General features: G+C 37.8%; 25 protein-coding genes. 5 read left to right on the forward strand and 20 right to left on the reverse strand.

Translation table 11 applies throughout. The features are described 5' to 3' along the window. Positions 1-107 precede the first annotated feature (107 nt). From G9U52_RS25630 to G9U52_RS25660, 7 genes are all read right to left on the reverse strand, one after another. Entirely contained in the window at positions 108-1,448 is a 1,341-nt protein-coding gene (locus tag G9U52_RS25630; RefSeq protein WP_166153509.1) for a copper amine oxidase N-terminal domain-containing protein, read from the reverse strand. Between the two features lie 53 nt (positions 1,449-1,501). After that, entirely contained in the window at positions 1,502-2,617 is a 1,116-nt protein-coding gene (locus G9U52_RS25635) for a GGDEF domain-containing protein (protein ID WP_166153510.1), read from the reverse strand. Between the two features lie 294 nt (positions 2,618-2,911). Beyond that, the gene (locus tag G9U52_RS25640) at positions 2,912-3,832 is read right to left on the reverse strand and encodes an ATP-dependent DNA ligase (RefSeq protein ID WP_166153511.1); all 921 of its coding nucleotides are present in this window, start codon (positions 3,830-3,832) and stop codon (positions 2,912-2,914) included. A gap of 261 nt (positions 3,833-4,093) precedes the next feature. Further along, positions 4,094-4,474 carry a hypothetical protein gene (locus G9U52_RS25645; protein WP_166153512.1) on the reverse strand — a complete coding sequence of 127 codons (381 nt, stop codon included), beginning with the start codon at positions 4,472-4,474 and terminating at the stop codon, positions 4,094-4,096. A 378-nt stretch (positions 4,475-4,852) separates the two neighbouring features. Beyond that, positions 4,853-5,329 carry a hypothetical protein gene (locus G9U52_RS25650; RefSeq protein WP_166153513.1) on the reverse strand — a complete coding sequence of 159 codons (477 nt, stop codon included), beginning with the start codon at positions 5,327-5,329 and terminating at the stop codon, positions 4,853-4,855. A gap of 471 nt (positions 5,330-5,800) precedes the next feature. After that, a complete protein-coding gene (locus G9U52_RS25655; protein WP_166153514.1) occupies positions 5,801-6,007 on the reverse strand; it encodes a hypothetical protein in 207 nt (68 codons plus the stop codon). A 90-nt stretch (positions 6,008-6,097) separates the two neighbouring features. Beyond that, positions 6,098-6,394 carry a type II toxin-antitoxin system RelE family toxin gene (locus tag G9U52_RS25660; RefSeq protein ID WP_166153515.1) on the reverse strand — a complete coding sequence of 99 codons (297 nt, stop codon included), beginning with the start codon at positions 6,392-6,394 and terminating at the stop codon, positions 6,098-6,100. 238 nt (positions 6,395-6,632) lie between these two features. Between G9U52_RS25660 and G9U52_RS25665 the strand changes: the two genes are divergently transcribed. Together G9U52_RS25665 and G9U52_RS41020 are read left to right on the forward strand one after the other, a co-directional pair. Next, complete coding sequence (locus tag G9U52_RS25665) at positions 6,633-6,938, forward strand: hypothetical protein (RefSeq protein ID WP_166153516.1); 306 nt, start codon at positions 6,633-6,635, stop codon at positions 6,936-6,938. A gap of 236 nt (positions 6,939-7,174) precedes the next feature. Further along, the gene (locus G9U52_RS41020; protein WP_166153517.1) at positions 7,175-8,203 is read left to right on the forward strand and encodes a tyrosine-type recombinase/integrase; all 1,029 of its coding nucleotides are present in this window, start codon (positions 7,175-7,177) and stop codon (positions 8,201-8,203) included. Positions 8,204-8,313: 110 nt separating this feature from the next. Here the strand turns inward: G9U52_RS41020 and G9U52_RS25675 are convergent, their stop codons facing one another. Beyond that, positions 8,314-8,577 carry a type II toxin-antitoxin system Phd/YefM family antitoxin gene (locus G9U52_RS25675; protein ID WP_166153518.1) on the reverse strand — a complete coding sequence of 88 codons (264 nt, stop codon included), beginning with the start codon at positions 8,575-8,577 and terminating at the stop codon, positions 8,314-8,316. Positions 8,578-9,113: 536 nt separating this feature from the next. Here G9U52_RS25675 and G9U52_RS25680 point away from each other — a divergent pair. From G9U52_RS25680 to G9U52_RS25690, 3 genes are all read left to right on the forward strand, one after another. Next, complete coding sequence (locus G9U52_RS25680) at positions 9,114-11,033, forward strand: AAA family ATPase (protein WP_166153519.1); 1,920 nt, start codon at positions 9,114-9,116, stop codon at positions 11,031-11,033. After that, on the forward strand, positions 11,030-12,190 hold the full coding sequence (locus G9U52_RS25685; RefSeq protein ID WP_166153520.1) for an HNH endonuclease: 1,161 nt from the start codon (positions 11,030-11,032) through the stop codon (positions 12,188-12,190). The genes G9U52_RS25680 and G9U52_RS25685 overlap by 4 nt, the downstream gene beginning before the upstream one ends. A gap of 1,660 nt (positions 12,191-13,850) precedes the next feature. Continuing rightward, positions 13,851-14,072 carry a hypothetical protein gene (locus G9U52_RS25690; protein WP_207953195.1) on the forward strand — a complete coding sequence of 74 codons (222 nt, stop codon included), beginning with the start codon at positions 13,851-13,853 and terminating at the stop codon, positions 14,070-14,072. A gap of 44 nt (positions 14,073-14,116) precedes the next feature. Here G9U52_RS25690 and G9U52_RS25695 read toward each other — a convergent pair whose 3' ends face one another. The 12 genes from G9U52_RS25695 to G9U52_RS25750 all read right to left on the reverse strand — a co-directional run bounded on the left by G9U52_RS25695 (position 14,117) and on the right by G9U52_RS25750 (position 24,968). Beyond that, the gene (locus G9U52_RS25695) at positions 14,117-14,413 is read right to left on the reverse strand and encodes a hypothetical protein (RefSeq protein WP_166153522.1); all 297 of its coding nucleotides are present in this window, start codon (positions 14,411-14,413) and stop codon (positions 14,117-14,119) included. 32 nt (positions 14,414-14,445) lie between these two features. Continuing rightward, complete coding sequence (locus G9U52_RS25700; protein WP_166153523.1) at positions 14,446-14,832, reverse strand: hypothetical protein; 387 nt, start codon at positions 14,830-14,832, stop codon at positions 14,446-14,448. Positions 14,833-14,917: 85 nt separating this feature from the next. After that, a complete protein-coding gene (locus tag G9U52_RS25705; protein ID WP_166153524.1) occupies positions 14,918-15,292 on the reverse strand; it encodes a hypothetical protein in 375 nt (124 codons plus the stop codon). Positions 15,293-15,457: 165 nt separating this feature from the next. Next, positions 15,458-15,706 (reverse strand): hypothetical protein, encoded by a 249-nt coding sequence (locus G9U52_RS25710; protein ID WP_166153525.1) that lies wholly within the window; start codon positions 15,704-15,706, stop codon positions 15,458-15,460. 23 nt (positions 15,707-15,729) lie between these two features. Next, positions 15,730-16,083: a hypothetical protein gene (locus G9U52_RS25715; protein WP_166153526.1), complete on the reverse strand. Its 354-nt coding sequence runs from the start codon at positions 16,081-16,083 to the stop codon at positions 15,730-15,732. Next, positions 16,073-16,609 carry a hypothetical protein gene (locus tag G9U52_RS25720; RefSeq protein ID WP_166153527.1) on the reverse strand — a complete coding sequence of 179 codons (537 nt, stop codon included), beginning with the start codon at positions 16,607-16,609 and terminating at the stop codon, positions 16,073-16,075. The genes G9U52_RS25715 and G9U52_RS25720 overlap by 11 nt, the downstream gene beginning before the upstream one ends. A 29-nt stretch (positions 16,610-16,638) precedes the next feature. Beyond that, positions 16,639-17,499 (reverse strand): hypothetical protein, encoded by an 861-nt coding sequence (locus tag G9U52_RS25725; RefSeq protein ID WP_166153528.1) that lies wholly within the window; start codon positions 17,497-17,499, stop codon positions 16,639-16,641. A gap of 97 nt (positions 17,500-17,596) precedes the next feature. Next, positions 17,597-18,202, reverse strand: coding sequence for a hypothetical protein (locus G9U52_RS25730; protein WP_166153529.1), 606 nt, complete (start codon positions 18,200-18,202; stop codon positions 17,597-17,599). 238 nt (positions 18,203-18,440) lie between these two features. Then, positions 18,441-18,818, reverse strand: a complete 378-nt coding sequence (locus tag G9U52_RS25735; RefSeq protein WP_166153530.1) for a hypothetical protein — start codon at positions 18,816-18,818, stop codon at positions 18,441-18,443. 253 nt (positions 18,819-19,071) lie between these two features. Further along, complete coding sequence (locus G9U52_RS25740) at positions 19,072-19,767, reverse strand: hypothetical protein (protein WP_166153531.1); 696 nt, start codon at positions 19,765-19,767, stop codon at positions 19,072-19,074. A 523-nt stretch (positions 19,768-20,290) separates the two neighbouring features. Next, positions 20,291-21,145, reverse strand: coding sequence for a hypothetical protein (locus G9U52_RS25745; protein WP_166153532.1), 855 nt, complete (start codon positions 21,143-21,145; stop codon positions 20,291-20,293). A gap of 850 nt (positions 21,146-21,995) precedes the next feature. Then, positions 21,996-24,968, reverse strand: coding sequence for a Tn3 family transposase (locus tag G9U52_RS25750; RefSeq protein ID WP_166153533.1), 2,973 nt, complete (start codon positions 24,966-24,968; stop codon positions 21,996-21,998). Between the last annotated feature and the right edge of the window lie 8 nt (positions 24,969-24,976).

Genomic DNA, 24,976 nt, shown 5'->3' on the forward strand with positions numbered 1-24,976 from the left:
AATGCCTATTTTATGGGTAAATTGAACTAATAAATTTAAGGATAACATATTTAGAAGTTACATGAATATATAATATTCCGATTTATCTCTTATTTGTCTTATAATGCTTATTTTATTATTCTAATTAAATCTATTGATGGCAGTCGATTAAACTCTGTATTTCTCCATAGATGAAGCTCACTCTCAGTTAGTGTCAGTTTATATTCACTTAAAGCAGCTGGTAATTTAATATCTATTAACCCAATTAGTTCATTTTGACCACTGGCTGAAATTGATCCCAGTTTAATTCGACCATCTTGACCTTCTTGAAACAGATAGTACAGTTTTCCATTATAGTAACAAGGTTGTGTATAAGATGAGCCTCTTAACCGTTCAACTTTATCTTTTCCATTTTCATAAGAAATATCACCCGATTCATAATTTAACGTTTTATAAGCATTGTTTGATATTATTCTCAAATTTTTATTGACCTGATCAAGTGAAATATTCACCGAAGAACTATAATCCAATAGTATATTATTGAGATCTGAAATTTTAAAGAGCCCATTAGGAACTTCCTCAGAATAAAGATAATAAGAATCTTTCACCCCAGTAATTAATCCATTTTTCCCATCGTATCGAGCCATGGCTATGAATTCTTTTCCTTTGGGAGTCGATTTATTGGCTACATAAACTTCCTGCGTCACTGTTCCTCTTTCGAAGGTAGACTTTAAAACTCCATCTGCTGCACGCCAATAGATTGCATTTTCATGAAAAAAATACTGAAAAAAAGAATTATCTTTTTTTATATTTTTAAACTGTTGATTTTGGTAAACCCATTTTCCAGTACTCATATCTGCGAGTGAGTAATAGACGTTTAAATAAGATCCTGATTGAGAATTTTCGGTCCAGAGTAAATAAAGAAAACCATCTTTCTCAAAAATGTAAGGTTTAATTATCCCTGATTTGTTGGAAAGATTGGATGGATAATAACTATCCTCACCGTAGTTAATAATAGGGGGCATCACTTCCATTTGCTTATTTATTAGAACGGTATCTGTTGCAGGATCCCAAGACACTTTTTTTCCCGTTGATTCCGATACAAATCTTAGAGGTACCATCGTAACCCCATGGATCATTCTGGGTTCTGATTCTAATTCAAATTTTTCATTATTGACGAGAACTGTTTTTTTCCCAATTGTCATATCTATTTTGACAAACTCACTAGTGCCTGTTACTCGCTTAGTAGTTGGTTCCCAGCCTACTTTAAGACCCAGAGTTTCAAATATCCCACGAAAGGGAACTAGTACACTACCGTTTTCTAAGATTGGTGTACCTTCAAAAATTATTGGTATCCCTTGGTATTTAACAGTTATAGTTGGAATCTGTACTGCATCTTCAGCCAATATTATTTGGGCAAAGAAGAAGGATAGACATAATGCAATGAGTAAACTAATTTTGTGTTTCACGCCAAAACCTACTTTCTTAGAATATAATAAGTTTCAAATCTTTAATTTGTATTCTATGACCCCACCGGCACTGCGATATAACGAACAACTTTATTTTTTCCAGTCGTTTTGGCTTGGTACATAGCTTGATCCGCTTGTGTAATCAATTCATCATGTGAAATACCTTCTTCTCTTTTACTGTAACCTATACTCGCTGTAACACCCGGATTCGTCTCCTTTTCAATACGAAAACGAATTCGTTCAGTCAAATGTTTCATTTCAACTTTTTTATCTCGAATAAGAGCAACCATTTCTTCACCACCATATCTTGCAACCAGACCAATCCCTTCCACCTCCTCTCTAAAGATTGAGGCTACTTGTTTTAACACTTCATCACCAGCTTTATGCCCTTGCGTGTCATTAAGTTTTTTAAAGTTATCAATATCAATAAAGATGATATGAACTGATTGGCCCGATTTTACCGATTTCTCAACGTTTTCGTATAGGTGTCGACGGTTGAAAAGCCCTGTTAGTCCATCAGTAATTGATTGCATATATGACTTCTGCATAACTTCGATTACTCTCTCCAATAAAATAAAGAAAAGTATAGAATAGGATATGACTGGTAATACTTTTACAATAAATGGTTCCCATATTGAACTATGAACTCCTTCAAACTTATCCCAAACCTTTATTCCTTCTATTATAAAGAACGTAAGGATCGCCCAACGAAATTTATTATCTGATCCTACTTGTCTACCTAGCATAAACCAGATAGTCACAAGAAAAGCCATTATGTATCCAATTTGAATCCATTCATTCAGAAAGACCATTCCAAATGCCGCGGCGCATAACGTGTAAAAAACCCATTGGATGTGTGCTGCAGTAATATGATATAGCTGATATAAACCAAGGATGATCAAAAAAAATGCACAATCTCCTAATACTGCTATACTTCTTTCAATCCATATCAGGTACCAACTCTCTGTTGTCATAAATGAATGAGTAATAGAAATGCCATGATCTATTAAAGTTAAAACTAAGGCAATTGATAGTGTTAAATACGATCTTTTCCGTCGTCGTTTGAATAAATTTATGGAGATTAACAACATAAGCAAAAAGATAGGCAACAATATTAATGAAGATATTACCGTTCCCTGGTGACCATTAAATAGTTCTAATAATTTCATTTTTATCACCTCGAATTAGAATAATACCTATCTGGACATAAAAAGGGCACACCAACATTCTGGCGCGCCCTTGAGTCATTCTCCCGAGGCATTAGATTTATAATAATTATAATTGAGTCTTTATCATGTTGGCAATATCTTAGTTTACCAATTCACATAAATTGTTGAAAATTCTACCAAATATCCGTTAAAGATGCTAATATCAATAGAAATATTGACAATTTCCCCTGGATCCGTTCCCCCCGCTTACTGCAGCCTATCACTTTCCCACCTGCATTTTTAGGCGTAGTAATATTAAGCCATTGCCATATCAGCCATAATGAATCCCTTGAAAGTACATATTCGTAAGGATCCCTTTTCGGTTTTTTCAAGATATTCAACATTGCAGCGCAATAAAGGCTCAATCAGCTGGGTATCTCTCCATGTTTTAGTATGGAGTTGTTGAACAATCAGCAAAAATGCTTGCTTTTCTTCTGTTTTAAAACCAAACTTAACTACAACCGCTGGATTATTCTGTGTTTTATTAATATTACCTTCATCAATAAGTTTAATCACTACTGCAAATGGATTTACCTGATAACCTATAATAACAGCAGGCTCCAAAATTGTGTGTTTCCATTTGATCCATGTTTTCGCTCTATGATTAAAGAAATATTTTGAGTTCTTCTTTTTTGCTACAATTCCCTCCCATTGGTTTCTTAATGTCCATTCAAAGAGATTACTTCCGTGATCCACTGAAAATGGAATTACCATAAGTTCCGGATCTGATAGAATAACATTTGAAAGTATCTCTTTACGTTGGAGAAGGCCAAGGTGATTTAGAGACTTACCATTAAGCATAAGTATATCAAAAGCAATCAATGTAGCCGGATTTTTATTTGAAGCTGCTTCAATTCGATTTAGATTAGTTATTTTCCCTCTAGTATTAAATATATTGAAATCTGGGCGCTTATGGGAATTACTGAAGCATACTCCCTCAGCGTCCAAAATAATCGAACCAGTTGAAATATTGGCTACAGCTCTAACCAATTCTGGGAAACGTTTTGTGATACAATTTCCATGTCTTGTAAACAATTCGACTCGATGACCATCTTTGTGTACAATAATTCTCCAACCATCAAATTTTGGTTCATAAATATAATTGGGATCATCTAAAGATACTGGTTGTTTTCTATGATTGGATAATAGCATAGGTTTAACATCTGTAAATAACATAAGGTCACCTCCTACTATTATTTTTTCATAGGATTGACTTGGATGCACTATGGAGACAATGGAATCTAAGGAAAGCAGTTCCAGCCACTGCTGGGCGGCGAGCATCCAAGGAAATTCTTCGCGGGCTTTAAAGAACTCGATCGATCCGCCCGGCCGAAGCACTTTATATGTCGGGCTAGGATTTACTTTATGGATTGTTTGGAATTTTAAAAGACGCGAAACAATCTAAGTGAGATTGCTTCACGTCTTTATATTTTATGGCTATACGGATTTTATGGTGGATTCACTTCCAGTTTTCTGTGCAATTATTTCCAAAATATAACCGAAATTTTCTGTAGCGTGCTTCACAAGCTCACTATTTTCCTTGCTGACAATGACAAACAGCGGGCGTACTGATAGCCCATTTTGAGTTTTAGTTGCCTTATTAGTTTCAATCCAAATTTCTAAATAGCACCCTACTTTTTGTAGCTTATTTATTAACTGTTGTTGCTTTTCTATTGTGTCAAAAGACTCATTAACTATCTGGAAAATATTAACGTCAAGATCCGTGGTGCTTGAAATTATATCTTTATCAGGGTCTAAAACCCTAATCCTCACTTCATTCTTTGGTTCTTCTTTGTGCTTTCTAAAAAATGGCTTCATAGTATCGTTCCTCCCTTAACAAACTGGAAATAATATTGGTCATTCCACAATAAAATCCGAATACCCTATTTTATTATATCATTCATATTTGTTCATTCTCGGGAACGAATCATTTCTTTCAAAAAATTCTCTTCCTTTAATAGTTCCCTGATTCTTTGGCTAATTAGGCGGTGTACATATGTGTTCTCGCATTTGTATGCCTCCAGATTTCTAAGTTCTCTCTGAACCACATCCAATGTCTCCTGAGTCACATCGATCAATTCAATCCCTCCAATAACTTCATTTCATTTGATTTCCTTATAATTAATTTTGACTGTTCATTGAATTACTTCACTATGGATTCCTGATTTAACACTCCTACTATTTGAGAAAAAATATTTATTTATTAGGATTTAATATAGATATAATATCATTCGCAATTTTCAAAAGTTCCAAGCCCTTTGTGTTTAAATAATATTCAGGTTTTAGATTTTCTAAACGTTCTCTTAATAAACGATTTTCATTTCTAAGATCTGTGATTTCGTTGAGCTGCTCATAGAGTATATTTTTAAGATGTTCGTTATTGGCCTGAAGTTTTTGCAAATCGTATATATTGCAATCCAAATCAGTTTGAGTATTTTTTATAAAACGATTTATTGACCAGGTCCACCTTTTTTTTAAGCCAGTTTTCTTATTGAATTGAAGGCGAATATCATTTTTTGCATTTGGAACAGTATTAGCTGTTCCGGACGCAATTCGATTACCTTGGGAATCCTCAAGAGCCCAATCCAATGTACTGTTAAATGGCCTGATAATTGCTGTTGCACCGTCGCAATTACCAATAGTTTCAAAATCTACATTGTTCGCTGCTCTCATGCATGCTATCACCCTTTACTTCATTCAAAGTTTTAGACTCTCACCCAACGAACGTTCTAGCATTAAGAGTGTCATGTATACTCTTAAAATCAAAAAAGTATTTAACTAGATGGGAGATCATTTACGGTAGCGGTATTAAAGTTGAAATAATAAAGTAAAGACTGCAGCGAGCCAGCTGCCGCCGCTCCGAACGTTGCGGGTATCCACATTCGGTCAATCGAGTGTGAACTGCTGTTGACCCGGGCGGATGCCGTTGCACGTGCTGATCATTGCAGGGATTTGCATTCGGAGAACCAGGATTACGAACCTGCAACTGCTCAAGTCAGTCGCTCAGTCTATCCTGAAATAACAATATTCATCATCTGATGGTGCCGCGGTAGTGGCATGGAAGTCTAAAACTTTATCTAGTCTATAACTCTATTATCACAGTCTTTTATTTCAGGACAACAGAACAGCAAGCAGCCGTATCGGTTAGTCTTTTGCATATATTCCTTTCGCCCATTCCTCAAAATTTTTCCGTTTCGTCCAACTTGTACTCCCATCTAAGCCATTCATTTTTTTGTTTGTGTAATTCACATATTGAGTACCAGATGTTCGTGTTTCAATCAGATTTACTTTGCGTCTTATTTCTCTTTTTCCGTTGACTCCCCAATATGTTACACCTGTTTCTACTAACACCCTTCGTTCTCATCTCCTTGGAATAAATATTTTATATGCAATCCCTATTTCCATTCAAAGATTCTTCAGGATCACCAGTCAGATTTACATTTAGCCTGCATTAAACCATGTTCGTATATTTTTCCCATAACAGTGTGAATCTCGGTTATCTATTTTCCCAATATAAATTATCCCTTTTTTTTCGTCAATTGTATAGAACATCCGAATTCTCTTCGCCTTAATTCTCTTTACATCTGAACATCGATTAACGGATCCATAATCAAGCTGAAGCGGACGTGGATCTTTAGTTAATATCTCCAATGCATTTTGTATGGAAACTATTTCCTCTTTCCTAAAACTATTCATTTCCTTCTCAACTCTCTTTGAAACAAATTCGATAGCATACATTTCCATCATCCCCCGGTTTATGCAACTTTTCCACTTAAAAGCGTTAAAGTGCTAATATATTACATAATAACACCATAAATTTCCATAGTCAATATAGGAAACTAGTATATAAGATTATTATATTCCGATTTAGTTTATAAACAAACCAAATAACCTATTATTCTATTAATTAAAACATATGGTATACTAGTACCACGGATAGTTATTTTTTGATTTAAATTACAGAAAGGATTCCACTATGAAAAAATATGAATTACTGGAATATACTCAATTCACGAAAAACAAAGAAATGCCGAAGGAAATTAGAAAGGCATTGATGTCGTTTATTCAAAAGAGGGGCTACGAGTGCATCTTGAAGAATAATCTGATAAATGTTACTTACGGACAACTTCGTGAGGAACTTATGACAGTCTTAAATCCACCAGCAATTGTTTCTGACATTTATCAATTATTTCCTTGGAGCGATAGTGAAACGACCAATGTAATTCGCTGGTATCTAGAAATAGATCCTACCCGCGTAGATGATGTTCAAGCATTCTTATAAACCCAGGTGACAGATTACACATTTCCTCTAGTACTTGTAGAAGAGGTAGATGTACTGGAGTGAATTCAGAAAGATTTCTTATTCCGTCGGTTGTTAAACATAAGTGACAACGATTCGGTAAATAATTGACTATATCTAATTATTCCCTTAAATGAAATTTGTACACATTATGTGCAAATTGCGATGAATTTTGTTTTGTACTTTTATAGAAATCCAGGAAGGATAGGAGGAACACTGTGTTAAGTAGACAAAGTGACCTTTCAGTATCTAACAATTGGTTAAACCCCTCTATTTTTTATCAAATCTCAAGCGAGCACTTTAAAAACACGGATTGGACTAGTCTTCCGGATCTTTTGCTGATGTATGTCTTCCTTCATGATGAACCTACATACGGAAAAAAAAGGGCTCAAGGAACAAAGGAAGAATATTTGAGAGATATTTTAGATTTCCTGAAATTCACGGAATCATTTGGTGGCATACGCCAGCTTTCTCCTGAAGATCTACTTGTCTACCAAGATTCGCTAGCTTCTCGTTACGCAAACACTTCAAATCAAAAAAAAATTACAGTGGTTAAACAATTTTTGCGATACATTTTTTCAAAGCAAGCCATTAACACCGATCTAACCCGTTTGATTAAAAAGGTTTCACAGCCTGCAGATGAATTAGTTAATCGGGATCTCTATGAACATGAAGCCCAGACACTTCTTAAATACTTTAAAAAAGAGAATTTTATCATGTATACATTCTTTCTCCTTCTGGTCAGCACAGGACTTCGTATTAACGAGTTGGCCACAGCTAAGTGGAAAAATCTTTACTATGTTCCCCGTCTTGGCTTCCATTTCCTTGACGTGATCGGTAAAGGGAGCAAACCACGTGAGATTTTAATATTCGATGATACTTTTGAGGCAATCGGTGAATTTCGCAAACGACGGGGGTTGACTTTGAAGATCGATCCTGGTTGTCCCTCACCCTTCTTTCCAAAAGGAACTGGAGATGCATATAATTCAAAATATCTATCAAATATGTTTACAAAAGCAATTATCAAAACCGATCTTACCATAATTAAGCATAGAACAGATTCTATTACTCCTCATACCTGCCGGCATTACTATGCCAGTTTTCTTACAAGCGAAGGAGCCAACATTGACGCAGTGAAAGATGCACTTGGCCACTCAAGTATTATTACAACACAGCGTTATCTGTTAAAAAGACGGCGGCAAGAAAATCATGCTGCAATCAAGGTCGGACGAAATTCTTTTCAATAGAGTATTCTCCAGAAAATAATGCGGAATATTATATGCACACAAAATAACCCTTGTTGGCCAGATGCATAGAGAAAGCATCTGCCAACGAGGGTTATTTCAAAATGGCTCCTTCACACTTTACTATTAAGTATTTGTCCTCTTGCTTTGTCAATTACCTCCTCATGAGCAACCCGTTCATCAGTGTTTGCAGCTTCAATTTCGGATTCTTTAAGCTTCATATTAATTTGCATATTCTCGTAATACTCTAAACTCATAACAACCATATCACCATACCCATTCTTCGTTAGGATCACCGGTTCTTTATCCTCATGTACAATTCTAGAAATTTCATTGAAATTATTTCTCAATTCGGTTATAGGTCTAATTATTAGCATAATTTATTCCTCCTTAATTATATACACTATTATACCATAATTGTATCATAATTAATATTGAAAATGCTGAATCTTTTCGAACCGCGTATTTGTCCTTCTACCGCCCTGCCGCGTCCGGAAGCAACTAGATGCGCGGAGCTGCAGGAGCTGGCAAGTTCTACCGCGGCAGCAGCCTACAAATCGAGCAGTGCCGGTGCGCATTCGGAACAGCATCCAGCCAGTCTAGAACTCTATTTTCTTCTTATACCTAGACTGCTCTGATACAGATCTTCTGTCTGCAATTGCTACTTGAGCTGACCAAGGTGCCCGGCGTGCGCCGATCCCTACGCGATCCATATCCGTAAGAAACGAGCGTGAGCTAAAGAAAGCCCCCGACCGATGTGGTCAGGGGCTAAAAGTGGTTCAAGGCTCCAACAGATTTTCTGTTATGTACTCAGCCACCTCTACCCATGCGACTCGCTGAGGTAGAAAAAGGAATTTATTTGTCGCTTGTAGAATATGACAAATGGACTATTCGAGGAAAGAAGGAACAATGGGTGCATCCACAATTACTGTATGTGTACATCGGCAATATTGACAGGTGTCTCAAGCAGCAAGCTTTTCATCTCACCAACGACTTTTCGGTGCAGTATGTACTTGCAGAGCACAAACTTGCTATCACGAAGCGAAATAATCCCTACAAAGGATTGTGGGGTGATAAGATCAGCAACGTCAACTTGATTGTCGGTAAGAATGGCTCCGGCAAAACGACACTGCTGGATCTGATCGGCTCCACCAAGACAAGGCGTCAGCGGATGTTCAATAACATCCGACAGCCTGGAGAAGATCCTTATTCGGAATGGTTTGCCGTTTATCATGTGGAAGAAGATATCTTCGTAATAGAAGGATTTAATCCCCATATGTTTGCCAATATCGACGGAATTCATAGTGGCATCAGCTATGAATACAGCTTTTGTGTCAAGTATGATTTCGAATTGGGATCCGGATTTCATCATGAATTCATTCAAGAGAGAGACTATATGAGAGATGCACGGACGTTTAGCTTGGATGAGAGTGTCTACTTTCTGTATCTTACGAATGAGAGGCGGAAGGAGTGGTTCTCCGGGGATGTAGTGACAAACGAGGGTGACTATTATGTGGGGTTCAAGAGGGATTATTTGAACAAGCCCTTGTATGCACACCTGTATAAGTTCCTAAGCAAAGGATATGAAGTGCTGGAGCCAGAATTTACGGCATCCGAAGCAATCTGCGAAATCTCCTTATCCGATCATATCTTTGAATCATCCGCATTAAAATCCGAGATTCTGGCGGAATTTGATCTGCAGTTATATCAGGATAAAACGCAAATAACCTATTTCTCTCGACAAACGACAGACTGGAGCCACAAGCAGAGCTTTATCATCAGGTATCTGGAACTGCTTATCATCGATACCTGGGTGAACCAGTGTCATGAGATACTCGACGAAAAGGCATTGAACGATTTCGCAGCTCATATTGAAACAATAGAATGTAGAATTACCTCCTTCGAGGAGAGTGTGAAGTATTTATTGTCGATCCTGGAAGTCTTTGATGCAATCATGGCTAAATTCAATCATCCTGATTGGCATCGCCTTGATGTTAAGGCAGTTCGAATTCTCGTTCAACTTCTGGAAGAAGTGAATGATCTCATTTTCATTAAGACTTCAAAGATGGTCATACGGCTCCATCAGGAGGAAGACACAGCCTTCCACAATGTGCTTACACAGGTGGATAGGCACTTCATGAGCTTAAGTGGAACATATCAGATGCTGGATATCAGCATCTGCCGCCTGAGTACGGGCGAATTGGAATTTGTGAACGGGTTCTCCAACCTATATTACGCGATCGAAGTCGCAGTCTCCAATCGGCAAATCGATACGATATTGCTGCTTCTGGATGAACCAGATGCTTCGTTCCATCCCGAATGGTCTCGGCGATACATACGTAACCTGGTCTTATTCTTAAACGGGATAGAGGCAGCTCGAGAGGTGAAATTTCAGATTATTCTCTCCACTCACTCTCCTTTCATCGTATCGGACGTTCCCAAAGAGCATATCTCCTGCATCCGGGTTACGAAAGGGCACGATGGCATACAGAGAACAGTGCATCAGGCGAATTTCGGGCTTATGAGTAACTTCTACGATATTATCAAAAGCGACTTTTTCATCGATTCTCCACTGGGTGAGCATGCAAAGACAATCTTTTCTGACCTGATACAGGAGATTAACGGCCTTCAGGAGTATAATAAGGACCGGTTCGACCGCATGTTTGCGATTATTGCTGCAATCGGGGATGAGGTGATTCGCGGAAAGCTTCAGGAGCTATTGCGGGATGCCGCGATACGGCTTCTGCCGCCAACCCGTCATCGAGAGCTACGGATTGCAGAGCTTGAGAGGGAATTGGAGAAGCTGCGCAACGAATCGAGGGAACGGCCATGATTCCATTAGACCGTACTCCTTTACTCACCATCGGACCGGATTATTGCAACAAGATGCGCAGCGGGATAATCGATCGCTATAACATAGCCAAGGGGGGAATGCCCATAGAGATCAACCCATTCACTAATACAGACTTCACGTTGTTGTGGGAAGACGCCGTTAGTGGATTGCTGGACCATCAGCTTGTTGATAGCCTACTCTCCAGCCCGATGGATACGGTGTGCTCCTTCTACCCGCAGATCGACTTCTACATGAAGACGTGCAAGCTGGTGTTCTTTGGCTCGCTCCATATTGATGATGAACTTAAAAAGGCTGGCATGCCGATAACTAAGCCCAATAGGGAGAATCATCGCAGAGACTTCCTGATCCTATACGACAACCCTTGGATTGCTGAACATAAGGACAGGCATCCCCGTTTTTTTCAGAACAATACGTTGTTCCGGAATTTCATTCTAGATGTAAAACGGGATATGACTTCCCTGAACCAAGCGATTAGTATAATTGTGGACTATAATAAGTTCATGGATGCAGACTATCGCCATGAGATTTTATCCCGGATCGGGAAGGAAGTCTGTCCTTACTGCAACCGACAATACATTACTCAATACGATGAAGTAGCGGTAACCAAGACGACAGCGGATCTGGACCACTTTCATCCAAATTCCGCATTCAAGCTCTTCTCGTTGTCCCTATTTAATTTCGTTCCCTCTTGCCAAATCTGTAATTCCCGCTTCAAGCTGGCCAAGTGTTACGATATTGTCTACCCATACGACCGAGGGTTTGATGATAGCGCATGGTTTAAAGTGCAGATGAATGAGAAGAGTACGGTGGATACCATAACAGGGAACAACATAAATTTCGATCTCGATCTGGAGTTCGACCCGTCAAGCTCTCATTCAGTTAAAATTCAGAATAGCATGGAATTGTTCAAACTGGCGAAGGTCTATCAGAGCCATAAGGAGTACGTAAGGGAGCTGCTCTACAAGAAGCATGCGTACGCCGGGACGTACCAGGATGAGATGCAGAAGCTGTTTACCACCATGAATCTAAGCGAAGAGCAAATCAATTTGTTCCTGTATGGGGACAAATTGCTGCCGGACAATCTGTCCATGAGGCCTCTAGCCAAGCTGGCTTATGATGTGATCAAGAAAGCGTGACGAATCAAGACTGCCGTGAGCAAGCCAACGGCAGTCTTCCCTCCTTATACATACTCTCTTCAGCAAGGGAGCAGATCTGTGAAATCAAAGGCTCTTGTGCGAGCTTAGCCCCGTGGAGTTTGCTCAAAGCACAGCTCGAATCGTGCTTTGATTCCAATCTTACAAAATCTCTCAATCGAGTAGGCAGTTAATCCCACCTACGAGTAAACCGTTCCTTTTAATTTTCACACAATAAGCCCTTGATTGCAGGAGCTGCTATACATTGCTTCCACAACCAAGGGCTTATTTTAACGAATGATTTCTTTACGCCTTACTATTAAAAATATTTACCCAAACCCTCCAGTTCTCGAGACGGTCGGCGCCTTTCGTCAAAGTATCTTTGTTCCCTTGAGTAAGTGCATTAACGACGATAGTTCCGTAATGAAGACATGGCCTTTCAGTAGTAAAGGATCTGCTCGATCCTACCATACTGCCGGTCGCAGCTCATCCCGGCACAATCCGCCCACAGCTATACCCCGATGCGGCGAGCAGCAAAGAACAAAGTCTCCAGTAACTCCTACTCCGAAGGATCCAGCATCCCCAGGCACATAATCGTCAAGTCACCTAAATCATCGTCGTTGCTACATGTAAACTGGATCAAAAGATTTTTCAATAATTCGATTTTCATCAATGTTATGGACTTTTCTGGAATACCCTTGCTTACATTTAGGACACTCTCCATCAATCCGAGGACTTTCGGAATACGAAGGGTAATCATGTACTAAAATATTGTCGCAGCCATCATTAAAGCATTTTACTTTCAATGTGATCTTGTAATAGTCTACCTTACCAGGGAAATCGTACATTAATCATAGCCCTCCAACTTTTCAGGTAATTATACTGACAAAATACATACTTAATGTCGCACATTATTCATAGTAGATTTATTTTCAAAAACTATCCATGCTATCGTAATCACTAGCAGGACAAGAGAAGGCATAAAGATCTTCCAGTTCCCTTGTAAGCCCGAAATTATCAGAACTAACGCAGTAAAAACCTGAATCCATGTTCGGATAATAATAATGATCGCCTGTCTATCTGTCATATTTCAACCTCCAAATCCGATTTGTTAATCAACCTAAACGTGATTAATTTAAACCTAATTCAACCTTATTTTCCGAAGAGCCTAAAATAGTTACTATCCTTAACAATGTAATCTCCATTTGATTTCCTCACTTATTTCGCAATTTTTTCAGTGTATTTTATTCTTAATTTCCAGTAATTTCACCACGAAATACGAAGACCCTCAATTTTCAATTATGATTTACTCATCTTCGGGTAAGCCACCAATACCGGCAGGTGTCAATTATGTCCCATCCGGAAGTAGAGAGGCAGCAGTCGACTCACTGCCGGCGCTTGCCTTTGCCGATCACTACCCTGAACATCATCGGAAGTTCCATGCGTATGAGCGGTAACGACTAGCTCAGACCTGTCACTTACAGAAGCACGCGTAACGCTTTCCCCAACAGCATCAATGATATGTTTTTCTTCATTAAAGACCTATTTTATGATAGTATTGAACTAGAGTTACAAAGTTTGGTCTTGTTTCTATTAGTAAGATTAAAGAATTGGAGGAGTATGTATCGTGCATTTGGACGACGTAATCAAAAAAAATCAATGTATGATCAAAGTAGGACAACCGATTGAAATTGAGAGTTTAGATGGGACAGTGACAAAGGGAGAGTTTTTTAAACGTTGGAATAGATTTGATGGTAAAATATGTTTAGTTATCATTGAGAGAAAAAATGAGAGCCATGAACAGATGCACTACATTGATGAAAAGGAAATTGCCGATATTCGTATACTCGGCCCATTCGGGAAGCCTTTATTGTATTTAGTTTGAGGTGTCGCTTTAAATTTGTAAACGCCTTCTTAGTCCATGTAAAGTCAAAGAAAAATTACTCTTTCTTGATCTTCCCAACCTGGTGTGAAATCAGCAAAAGGACTCTTATTAAAAATTATTTTCGACTCGGATTCAACAGACTGATCGTTCATGGCTTTTTTAAAAAGATCAAGTGAATACTGAAAAATATCTGGATTCTGATGTAACAATTCAAGTGCCTGCTCCGCATCACCAAATGATTGTAAAAGATCCTCTAAATAAAATAATAACAAGCTCAAAATTAAAGATTCATTTCTTGAATAAAATGTATCCTCACTAGCATATTGTTCTGTCATCTCCATTAATTGATTGGGTCAAACGATGTGTTGGAAATTTATAATACAAGGTTACCCTGCCTTCCAGAAGATTTAAGCTTCTCCACGTATTTATTAGCTATTAAACTAATATGTTCGAATTTCATACAATAAAACATATTGTCTCTCTTCAACAGACATACTCGTTCCTCAATTTCTTCCAAAGTACATAATCTCATGATATCTACCACTTTTCCGTAACCAAGGTATCCCCCCCAATTGACATCATGGCCATCAGTTAAGTCTAATTTCTGTTGACTTGTCAGAAGAGTAGTCATCTGGTCTGTTGGATTATTTACAAACCCACGATTGGCAGCATGAATCAAAAAATCAATACCCTCTCCGACTTTAGAATCAATAACTTCATAATCCCTGTTGTGTTTGGATCCTTCTCTAATTACGGCCAAGTAAATTCCCCTTTTCCATTGCTAGATTATAATCGAGATGATTCTGGTGATTTATTCTATAGTCTAGCTCACCGAGTATCAGTATTTATTGAAGATCATTAAGTCCCCTTAGTCCACGTTTTGCAAGCTCCTTTTCAAAAAATTCAATTTGTACAAATGGATCCTTCGGTAAATTCATTCTATATTCTATTTCAAAGTAGAAAAACAGCGTCCTAATGTGACTGGCATCTACATTACTTTGAATCGCTAAATCTATTATTCTACTGTCGGAAATGCACTGTGGATTCAACAATTCCTCTTTTTTCATAAGGGCAATCACTAACTTGAATTTGGCAAATTGTTGATCTGTTATAGCTTTTACAGTCGGTCCAGCAGGAAAATAAATGGGCTTATTTAAGTCTTCTAAATATTGGTGTAGCGATTTCTTGGAAGTAAGATAATTTCGGAGTTTATTAAACATATGCTCTCCCTATGGACCATCTATTCAATTTTCTTAGGTGGAATTGCTGAAAATGACTAAATTTTTAACAACCCTTGTTTTGTCCCATCTTCTTTTTCCCATAGGTCAAATTCCCTTAATTTATCTGGATCTTTTAAATCAACATTGCAGACTCTCCTTCAAACCCTAATTCTTCAATCCATTAGAGTAAAGTACCCCTTCACGAGCGGTTGGTAGTGCCTTCTGACTGATAATCAAAGGTAATGTTGTTGTGACAATAGGATCTATGTATTGCTTCACTAAGGCATTTAAATAATCACGATTAATCAAATATGACTTGCCCATACCCGTTTGATTTTTTGGACTAATTTGAACTAATCTCAATTCTTCAAATTCAGATTTAATCTCTAGCAGGAATTTATTTTTATCAATCATATGTTTTTGGCTCGTAATCATTGTTATTCCTTTCTTCGAAAAAAAGATGGGCGTCCCAAATAAGCTTTTATCGTCTCAATTAAACAAAACAAGATACCTGCCATACATGAGAACATCATAGAAAACCCTATGAGATTTAAATATCCTTGTTCGCCTGCAGGTGGATATACCTTAATAAAAATAATAGCCATAGCTCCTATCATAAAAATAGAACTAATGCCTAGTGTTATTTCACTTGTTCTTTGATCAACTTTTATCCTCATAAAGGATAATATTAACTTCACTAGAACAACAATAATTGCAAATGTAAATATTACCAACATAAATGGGTTCTTTATTATGATTGAAATTTGTTCGATATACTGATCAGTGAACATTTAAATTCACTCCTTCTGTTTGTAAGAGAGTCGGCGGACTAATTTTATTTAACTCAAAGCAATCATAGGGTACGTTGTATTTGCGCGATCTGGTAGCTATATTCTTGATATAAGCCTCGCCTTGAGGAGTATAATAAAAATCATGTACCTCGTCGCGGCGGCGAAATGAAAGAATAAGGGCACCGTAAAACGATTTGATTTGTTGAAGCATTTCTTCACTGATAGTAATGTCGTAGATAAGACTATTTTTGATTTGAACCATTTCCTTAATGAATTCATTCTCTGTTCCTACTCTTTTATAAACCGTTTCGATCCGAGTTCTCAAATCATTAATGAAAAATACTCGGTTCGAATTACTAAGAGTAGAATCTTGTTCTAATGCATATAAGTGATCATGAAACATCTTTGCTAATTCAAATTGTATGCTCATTTTGATACCGCCTCTCCGCTCTGCAACCCATATACTACTTATTATTAACCCTATAATAGCAAAAAGACAAATCATAAAGCCAGCTGCAATAATCAAACATATTTCACCCTTTTTAATCTTTTACATTAATCTTCTTTCTTCTTTCGTTTTAAAAATTCAATATACTTATCGCTTTTAATGACTATCTCGGTTGTATTTCGATCTTGATAATCATTTTTTCTGAGGATCCCATATATGAGTACATCTTTGTCTTTTAATTTATCTTCAGGAACCTTAAAAAACTGAAAATGTTTCTCGAAAATAACGATAGTAAATGGAATATCATTAACTTTCTCCAAACTAATATACATGACTTTTTCACGCCGTTTAATTTCACTAATACGGCCATATACGAAATACCCAACCTCACGAATGACTTCATCTGCCCAGAGCAGCTGGTGAGCCCGCTCCTGGCTCAATATCATATTGGAAAGAGGTACTTTTCGACCGGAGCCAATATTAAAAAAGATTGTCGAAAGGAGATCCGGTTCATATTGAACCATCAACTTTACAACACTTTTAAGGGAACTTATAGAGCCGGGATTCTCTGACTTTTCCTTTGTTTTGATATTGTCCGATTCTTGCTCATTTTCAGGTTGTTCCCGTTCCGTTGCTGTTGGTACATGCTCCGGATCTAGTCGGCGCATATTTAAAGATATGATCGTTTTCTTAATGGTTGTTGCTTTCAGAATATCATTTTGGTATTCTGCTACTTTTTCAATGGATTCCACAATATCAAGTGGTTGATAAAAACCACAAGCGGCAGAATGTTTTGAATCAGAATTTTTACCAATTGTCTTGAAATGAGAGCTTGCTTTCTCACTCTTGGGAACAAAGATTAGTGGAGCTCTGCATGATTTGTCCAGACATAAAATATTAAAATGCTGAGATTCATTATAGTCGTCTGCATGAATCAATGTGCCATCTGTTAAAAGCGCGGTACGCATATCGATTACCTCCGTTTTTGTCCAGCCTTATGCTAGCCAAGTAAAATAGAAACTCATTAAAAAATGGCAATTGTGAGTGCAGCTTTGAAAAAGCTACTCACAAATTGCCAATATTATTATGATCTCTCCAGTTGTCTGGTCTTGGATGCGGTAACCACAATTCTCCTTTTTTTGTTACTAAACCATACTGACCGAATCCCTCCTCATCTACGATCCAGGTCACATGATGACGCATAGCCTTTTGATTTAAATTCAAGGGTTCGTATACTGGCGCAACCGATTTTCGTACAAAAGGGCTCCAGCCCCAGATGAGCTCTGTATTCTCTTCAACGGGCATTCTACTCATATTAATCAACCACGTACCATAACCATTTTTTTCGTTAACATACCAGACCATATCGCTGCGGTAAGCCATACATGCCATCACACATGGATATCCATCATATAGTGTCATCGGCTTAACCTCTTGTTGCCAATTATCACTTTGCTTGAAGTAATTATAGTAATCCTCCACTTCATCAGAGGAAAAGAGTTCGTGTATGCTAAGAGTTCTTTTTACTTTTGAAGGAAATAAATATATTTTCGCTGCCAAGAGTCCCACCTCATTCATGCTTTCTTTGATTAATAAAAACTCAGTACGATATATGGAAGTATGATGAATATTACGGTTAGAATTACCATTCCCCAGGATGTCACCATCCAAAACTTTGCAAACACCTGGTTTTTACGAATTTTCGAGATTTTATAAAAAAAATAAAACATGATAATACACGTAATTGTACAAAGTACTCCGTACTTTTGAAGAATACTAATCCAATCCATTAAAGTGCTTTCAATGACTGCCGGGCTGGGTGCTTGCCCGAACCAATCCTCACCACCTGTTGTAGGGAGTTTTTGATCGACCACATACATAGGTACCTCTCCCTTTTCGTTTTTATATGTCAACTCATGTCACCTATCATCATGGAACTCTTTGTTTCAATATCTGAAATAATACCACCGGAAAAATGAAACCAAATGCTTCCGGAAACCATACGTTTTTGATTCTGATGTAACTTGGATTCAATTACATCCAGTGCAAAAAGAAGATTGTCTTCCTCACATTCTGGTTTGGTTCTGTCTAAGTAAACTCGACCTTTATCATATCTAGGGCGTTCCGAGGTAACGCGTTCAATGCGTGGCAAATCATGTCTAGGTGTAAAGTGTAGAATTACAATTCCTTTATTTTCACCCCCTGATTGTGTGATAAATGGGCATTCGACTTCAATTAATTTCCGAACCATATGTACAGTTTGGTCAATATACTCGTGCGGCAGCATGATTTGAGCCCCTTTCGTTCGCTAATTTATTTCGGAAAGTAATATTATTATTGTTTTCCGTTTTTGAATCTTAAGACTATGTTACAATATTATGGGAATTCCCTATTCCTTGTCAAGCCATTTTTGGGAAATATGGGCTATATATGTTACAGAATTCATGGAATTCTGATATTTTTCGCAGTCAATGGTCATGGGTAATAAGGATCAAAACAGGAGGTTGCCCGGAATTACCTGATCCGAACAACCCATATAACTATGCAGAGACAGCAATTTCTTCTGGCTGCCAAACCATAAGCACTTCTCTATTAATACCTGCTTCTCCAACCAAAACTTGCATGCAAACATTGTCACCATTTTGAAACTGTATTAATTTGTTGTGGGACAGGTGGTACATGTGTGTACCATTTGAGATCAAAGCAAGATCATCGCTAAACTTTTGTAAAATGTTTCCTTCCCAATAGTGAAGTCCACATTTATCTAAGGACGGTGCTGAAGATTTGTGATTGACATCACTCTCTTCAAAAAAATGTATCTGCTCTACATCACATTCCTCGTGAAGCATAACCACTTCTGCTTGGGTCGTCTGGATTGATTTCACGCCCACTTTTTGTAAAAAAGCCATGGTTACATTTCCAAGTTCCACCTGCTGCAGATCGTGTTCAGAGTCTACATGATACAGATCAGTTGAAACTGGTTCTTCTGGAGGAATCCAACTATCCGATTCGTGTAAAGCAGAACCCATTGTTTTTGAGTCAGCTTGCCTAAAGGGATTGAAGGAATTTTGAACAAGTTGCTTTTCGAGATTATCGATTTGCTGAATCCATCTTTTTTCCCTATCCAGAAAATCTAGTGCCTTCCCTTCTAAAAAAGAAATATCAGCTTTTGCTTTCAGCCATGCAGCCATAAAAATTCCTGATAATATAATGCATAACAATATAGCTAGAATCATGTAATAGCCTCCTCCTAAAAATTATCTATAACATAAAAAGCCCTATTGGATGGCTTTTCCTCTTAAATATTCTGACTAGGAAAAATAGTCAGAACTATTTTAGGAAATATACCACCCGATAGGGCTTATCTCTTCAATGACAGGCTACTGCTTGCTTATATAGAAATATAGGTCAAGTGAGCAAAAAGAACTAAGTAACAACCACAGTATATCATATGTTTTTGGGATGGACAATCCGTAATCGCAAACCGTTACATTATCTTATTCGACATATAACGACTATCTTCTTAAATTCCTGTTAATTAGGTGGAGCACCAATTTTCCAAAATAAGGGATTTATAGTACTACATAACTAAGCTCTATAAATGCACTATATAATAGGAAGAGATTTATTAAAATATTATCAATTTCACATTAATTATAATTCTGTTGATGATGATTTTCATAATTTTTTGAAATGTGTCAAGCATTAAATCATACATGATTCGACATTGAACGACAAAAAAAGCGCTAAAAATTAGCGCTAAAATAATCGTAAAGGTCCTGGCATGGTAGCTGGGGCAATTAAAAATTTTCGGTGTTGGACATGATGATAATTTTCTTCTTGTGACACAAATATTTCCAGTCCATATCCAATTCCTTGTTCCACCGTCCACCCCATTGGGAGTGGAATTTGTCCATCATATGTGTAGATTTTCCCATATTTTCTCGGAGAAAACACACCTGTACCATCACAACTATGCCAATCATAATTGAACAAATCTTCATTACTGACTCCCAGACCATGGAAAAGTTGATTAGGAAAAAGCTGAAACAAACGATCTAATCTTTTTTTCCGTTCTTGTCTCTCACAAAACAATAAACCGCCCACCCCTACTATAGCAGGATCATGATTATGTATTAGGAATTCCAATTTAGAATAGCTGGTATTGATATTCCAAATTGGAATTAACCCGTCTCCTAAACCATGTTCAAACATATAGTCGGTATTCGACTCAGTGATTTCGGGATCGTCGACTTTATCAAGGCTAAACCATCCACAAAACATGTTTGTACCCCCGTGTCTCTTTATAAAGTCGCAATATTCATCTACTTTGATATCTGCAACATACTTACCGTCAAGCTTTGCTTTATGGAGTGAAAATCCTCCAGAATCAAGTAATATTCTTCCTTTAAAGCCCAGCCTCCACACGTGCTTCCGCCAATTATCGGTTTTATCTTCACGTAAATGAAAATAAGATAAAAGCAACCACCGTCCATTATAGAATTTTACAATTTCCATATCTTTAGGAGCGCGGCTGCAGCCGGCTGTAAACCATCTAATACCACGAAGAGATAATCTTAATAGACCTTTCGCTGTACAACCAACTCGAGCCATTCCTTGTTCGCTGAAGACTCTAAGCAAGAGTCCCAGTAAGGAAGAACTAAATTTAGAAAATCTCTCTAATTGTTTCCTGGTTGTAGTCCGTATGTAAAACAAATAAATACATGCTTTCTCCATCTTTTCACGGCTTATTTGAAAAACTTCTCTCTCCGCATTAGTCTGGAGATTGATAGTTGTTTTATTTACAAAAACAACATTATTTTTATTTCCATTACCTGTTTGAAAGGTTGTCCCTTGCTTATACTTCCTGTAAAAAGATCGGAGCAGCTGCTTAGCTCGATTTTCATATGTGGTTTCGATATTAATGCCTCCTAAAATTAAAAGAAGCGGAATTCTATCCGCTTCTTTTTACTGGGTCGCTTAAATCATTTAAAGCCTGGTTCTAAGTTAATTACTTCCCAAAGAAAATAAGTTTGTTAGTCTCTACTCATTTCAGAGAAAAAAGAATTCCACATCCATGTAAAGTAGAAAATAAAGTTTGTTATCGAAAATTACATTTGTAATTTCGCATTACTACAGTCCTGGGTTATTCTTCTTATAAATCATTTCTATTTCAATAATATCGACAAGAGTGTGATTCCCTTTTAACATCTTTCCACCAATTTGTCTTTGTCTTGTCGGAAGTCAATGCACAGTAGTTTGCTTGTATCTATATCCACATGACACCCTGCTGTCTCCCTGTCAGAACATTTGTTCTTATATTGAATGTCAGATGGATTGGATTTATCAAAAGAAATTTTTTCCCTTATGGAAATTGGGCTTATACACAAAAATCCCCCCTTAGCTTATTGGGGTACAGCCGACATACGTGTAAAAATAACTCATAGGCTGGATATCATTTCCATTATGAGCTATTTTCTTCTTTTACAGCTATCAACATGTTTCTATCAATAGGATCAGGAGCGTTTTTAAGATCGATTACATAATCACCAAAACGCTTAATGTGTCGTGTCATGTATGGACTCAACGCAGCCACGTCAGACCTCGTAAATTCAGTTCCTTCACTGGCTAGTTTTTTAAGTATTCCTGTCATATCCACAACATTTTGTAAAATGACTGCATTTGAAACGAGATCAAGGTACTTGATTCGTTTTTCTTGTTCTTCTGGATCATTTTCTGCAATGATTCCTTCTCCCCCAAAGAAAAACCACTTTGAAAATCCATTATAGGCCTCTACTTTGTTTGTGCTTGCCGTGATCTGCTCACGCAATTGTATATCTGAAATGTATTGTAATAAGAATATAGTGCGTATCACTCTTCCTAACTCTTGAAAAGCCTGATATAAACGGTTTTTTTGGCTGTAGTTACTTAATTTTAGAAGTAAGGTCGATGGCAAAACTTTTCCTGCCTTGATGGATAACACCACTTGAAAAAGATCCTTCCAATGCGTCTCCAATAACTCCCAATCAATGGTATCACTGAATAGAGAATCGATATATTTATATACGGTATTTTTGTCGGGTCGAAAGAAAGTCAAGTTTTTCCAATTTCGGATTCTTGGCATTAATTTAATACCCAGTAGATAAGCTAGCGCAAATACAGGTGTCGATTGACCTTGTGTGTCTGCATGTAAAGTATCAGGCTGGATATCAGATTTGTTTTTCATTAACGCATCAATGATATAAACGGCTTCCCAGACTCCGCAGGGTATAAAGTGGCTAAATAAAGCAATGTAAGTATCTGAAACATGATGGTACGCAATCCCCCCATAGCCACCATAACGAATATGATATTCGGAAACTAAATTTTCTTCATATAAATCGAACTTAGTCCCATCTGCAGCCGCAGTGGTACCATCCCCCCAAACTTTTGGTAAATCACATAGATTGTAACAGTTAACCATTTCCCGGATAGCTTCGTCTAATTTATTTGCTGTGACATGCCGTCGGTTCACAAAAGATAGCATGTGCTGCGTGACGAGTCCACGCATGTGTTTGGATGTCTGTGCCGGTCCTAAGTTGCAACCATACCCAAACGATAATATGATATAGCGTTCTACGGGATTTTCTAATTTAGGATCCGAACCCGACAAAGGACCAAAATAGCGAGTCCACTGCAACCAATGCTCTACGTTACAAAGAATTTCGATAATATTTCGGTCAGGAAGATGCTGGTAAATGGTGGTTTCTAGATCTGTTACATTCGGTATTGAATCTTTACGAACCGAACGTTTGAGTGTAGGTTCTCCGTCTTCATTGATGACAACTTGGCCATTATTCGGATAGTTTTTATCGACTTCTTCAGCCGTTTGAGTCAACAGATCTTTTAACTGCTGAACAAAACCTTCGGAAGTGGGCGTGAATTTCATTTCTGCACAAAAGTCAGCTACCATGGGCTTGCATTCCTCCCAAGAAAGCAACTGTTCCCGATAATCGGCATAGTTTTCAGAACCGGTTACAAAGAGGTCACCTGTTTTCAATTCAGACGCCAGCTGGGAAAACACACATACCTCGAAGTGGCGGCGTGATAAAAAGAGCCCTTCTTCCGTTTTAACGGTCACCGTCCGTCTCCATTGTGTACTTGCAAAAGACAAGCTAATCGATGCGGGCAATAAATCAACACGTTTGGTTTCATTTGTTAGCAAGAAACTTAGCGCATCCATAAGGGATTGGTTTTGCGTAGTAGTATCGATATTCAATGAACGTATTAAACGAAATAATGCAGATTTATTCTTTTTGTAATGCTTCCATAACAAGGGCAAGTAGTTGTTCCCATTGTGAGAAGAGATGGCTTCACAATCATTTAGCAAAAATTCAGTTCCCCCGCGAGTAGCTAATACTTCTCTGACTTGCTTCCCTAATACAGCATCATCTAGATGTTCGTTTGTTTTCTGAAGCACGTCCGTAAGGACAGAAATAAGCATTTCCATCTTACTACGGTGTTGCTCACGGAGCAGCTCCAGTTCTTCCCTGCCTTTCTTATGAATAAAGCCTACACGTTTTATAAACATTTCTACCAGATGATCGCGGGTATGGACGCTTGCTCTCTGTATCATACTTAAAAGCAACATATATCTTTTTGGAGGTAGAAACTTTCCTATTTCTGAACGATCCAAAGCTCTGGCTTCCGCTGCAAAATGCTTGATTTTCGCATTCGGAACACCTTCCAATAAACGTTCTACACCACCCAAAGATTGAAGCCAAGCATATTTAGCTTGTAACTCTTTAAAATGGGAAAATTTAGGGCTCTTTGGAAGCTCCTTTATATAATTAAAATCGGAACGGCTTCGGAAACGGCTTGGCTCTAATAACTGGTCTAGTTTTTGTTTCTCTTCAGGCCTTAGATGATTCCATACACTTTGAAAGAAATGGGTATTAACTAAGGTGCGAACCCTTCGTACCAATCGATCTAAAGTACTGAATGCCGGCAATTCACAGCTTTCTTTAATAAGTTCAGCGATAGATACATTAATAAGATCGGCTGGATTGTCCATAACTTGCGCTGCTTTATACACGGATTCAATAGCTAAATGTCTCGCATGTGCACCATAGGGAATGACATGTAAAAATTCCCGAATTGTTTTTTGGTGCCGGTACAACGTCGCAAGTGAATCAGTTGGATGGGTATTCGGAGCCAAATACAAGCAATCTCTAATATGGGTTACTATCACTTTGGGTACGCTAGACATAGGGGGGAAATATCCAAGACGCTGAAAACACTTCATCAGCGTCAAGAAACACAAAATTGAAGCGTCCCCGCGGGCAACATTATGGGCAACCATTATTTCTTGGGAGGAAGGGGAATAAATTTCGTTCAGTTGTTTACTGTTCGGAATTCTTTTGAACCTGGGGTAGGCTGTCCTTTCAATGGATGCCATTTCGTATA

This window comes from Paenibacillus agricola (assembly GCF_011440305.1).
GTDB classification, from domain to species: Bacteria; Bacillota; Bacilli; order Paenibacillales; family NBRC-103111; genus Paenibacillus_S; species Paenibacillus_S agricola.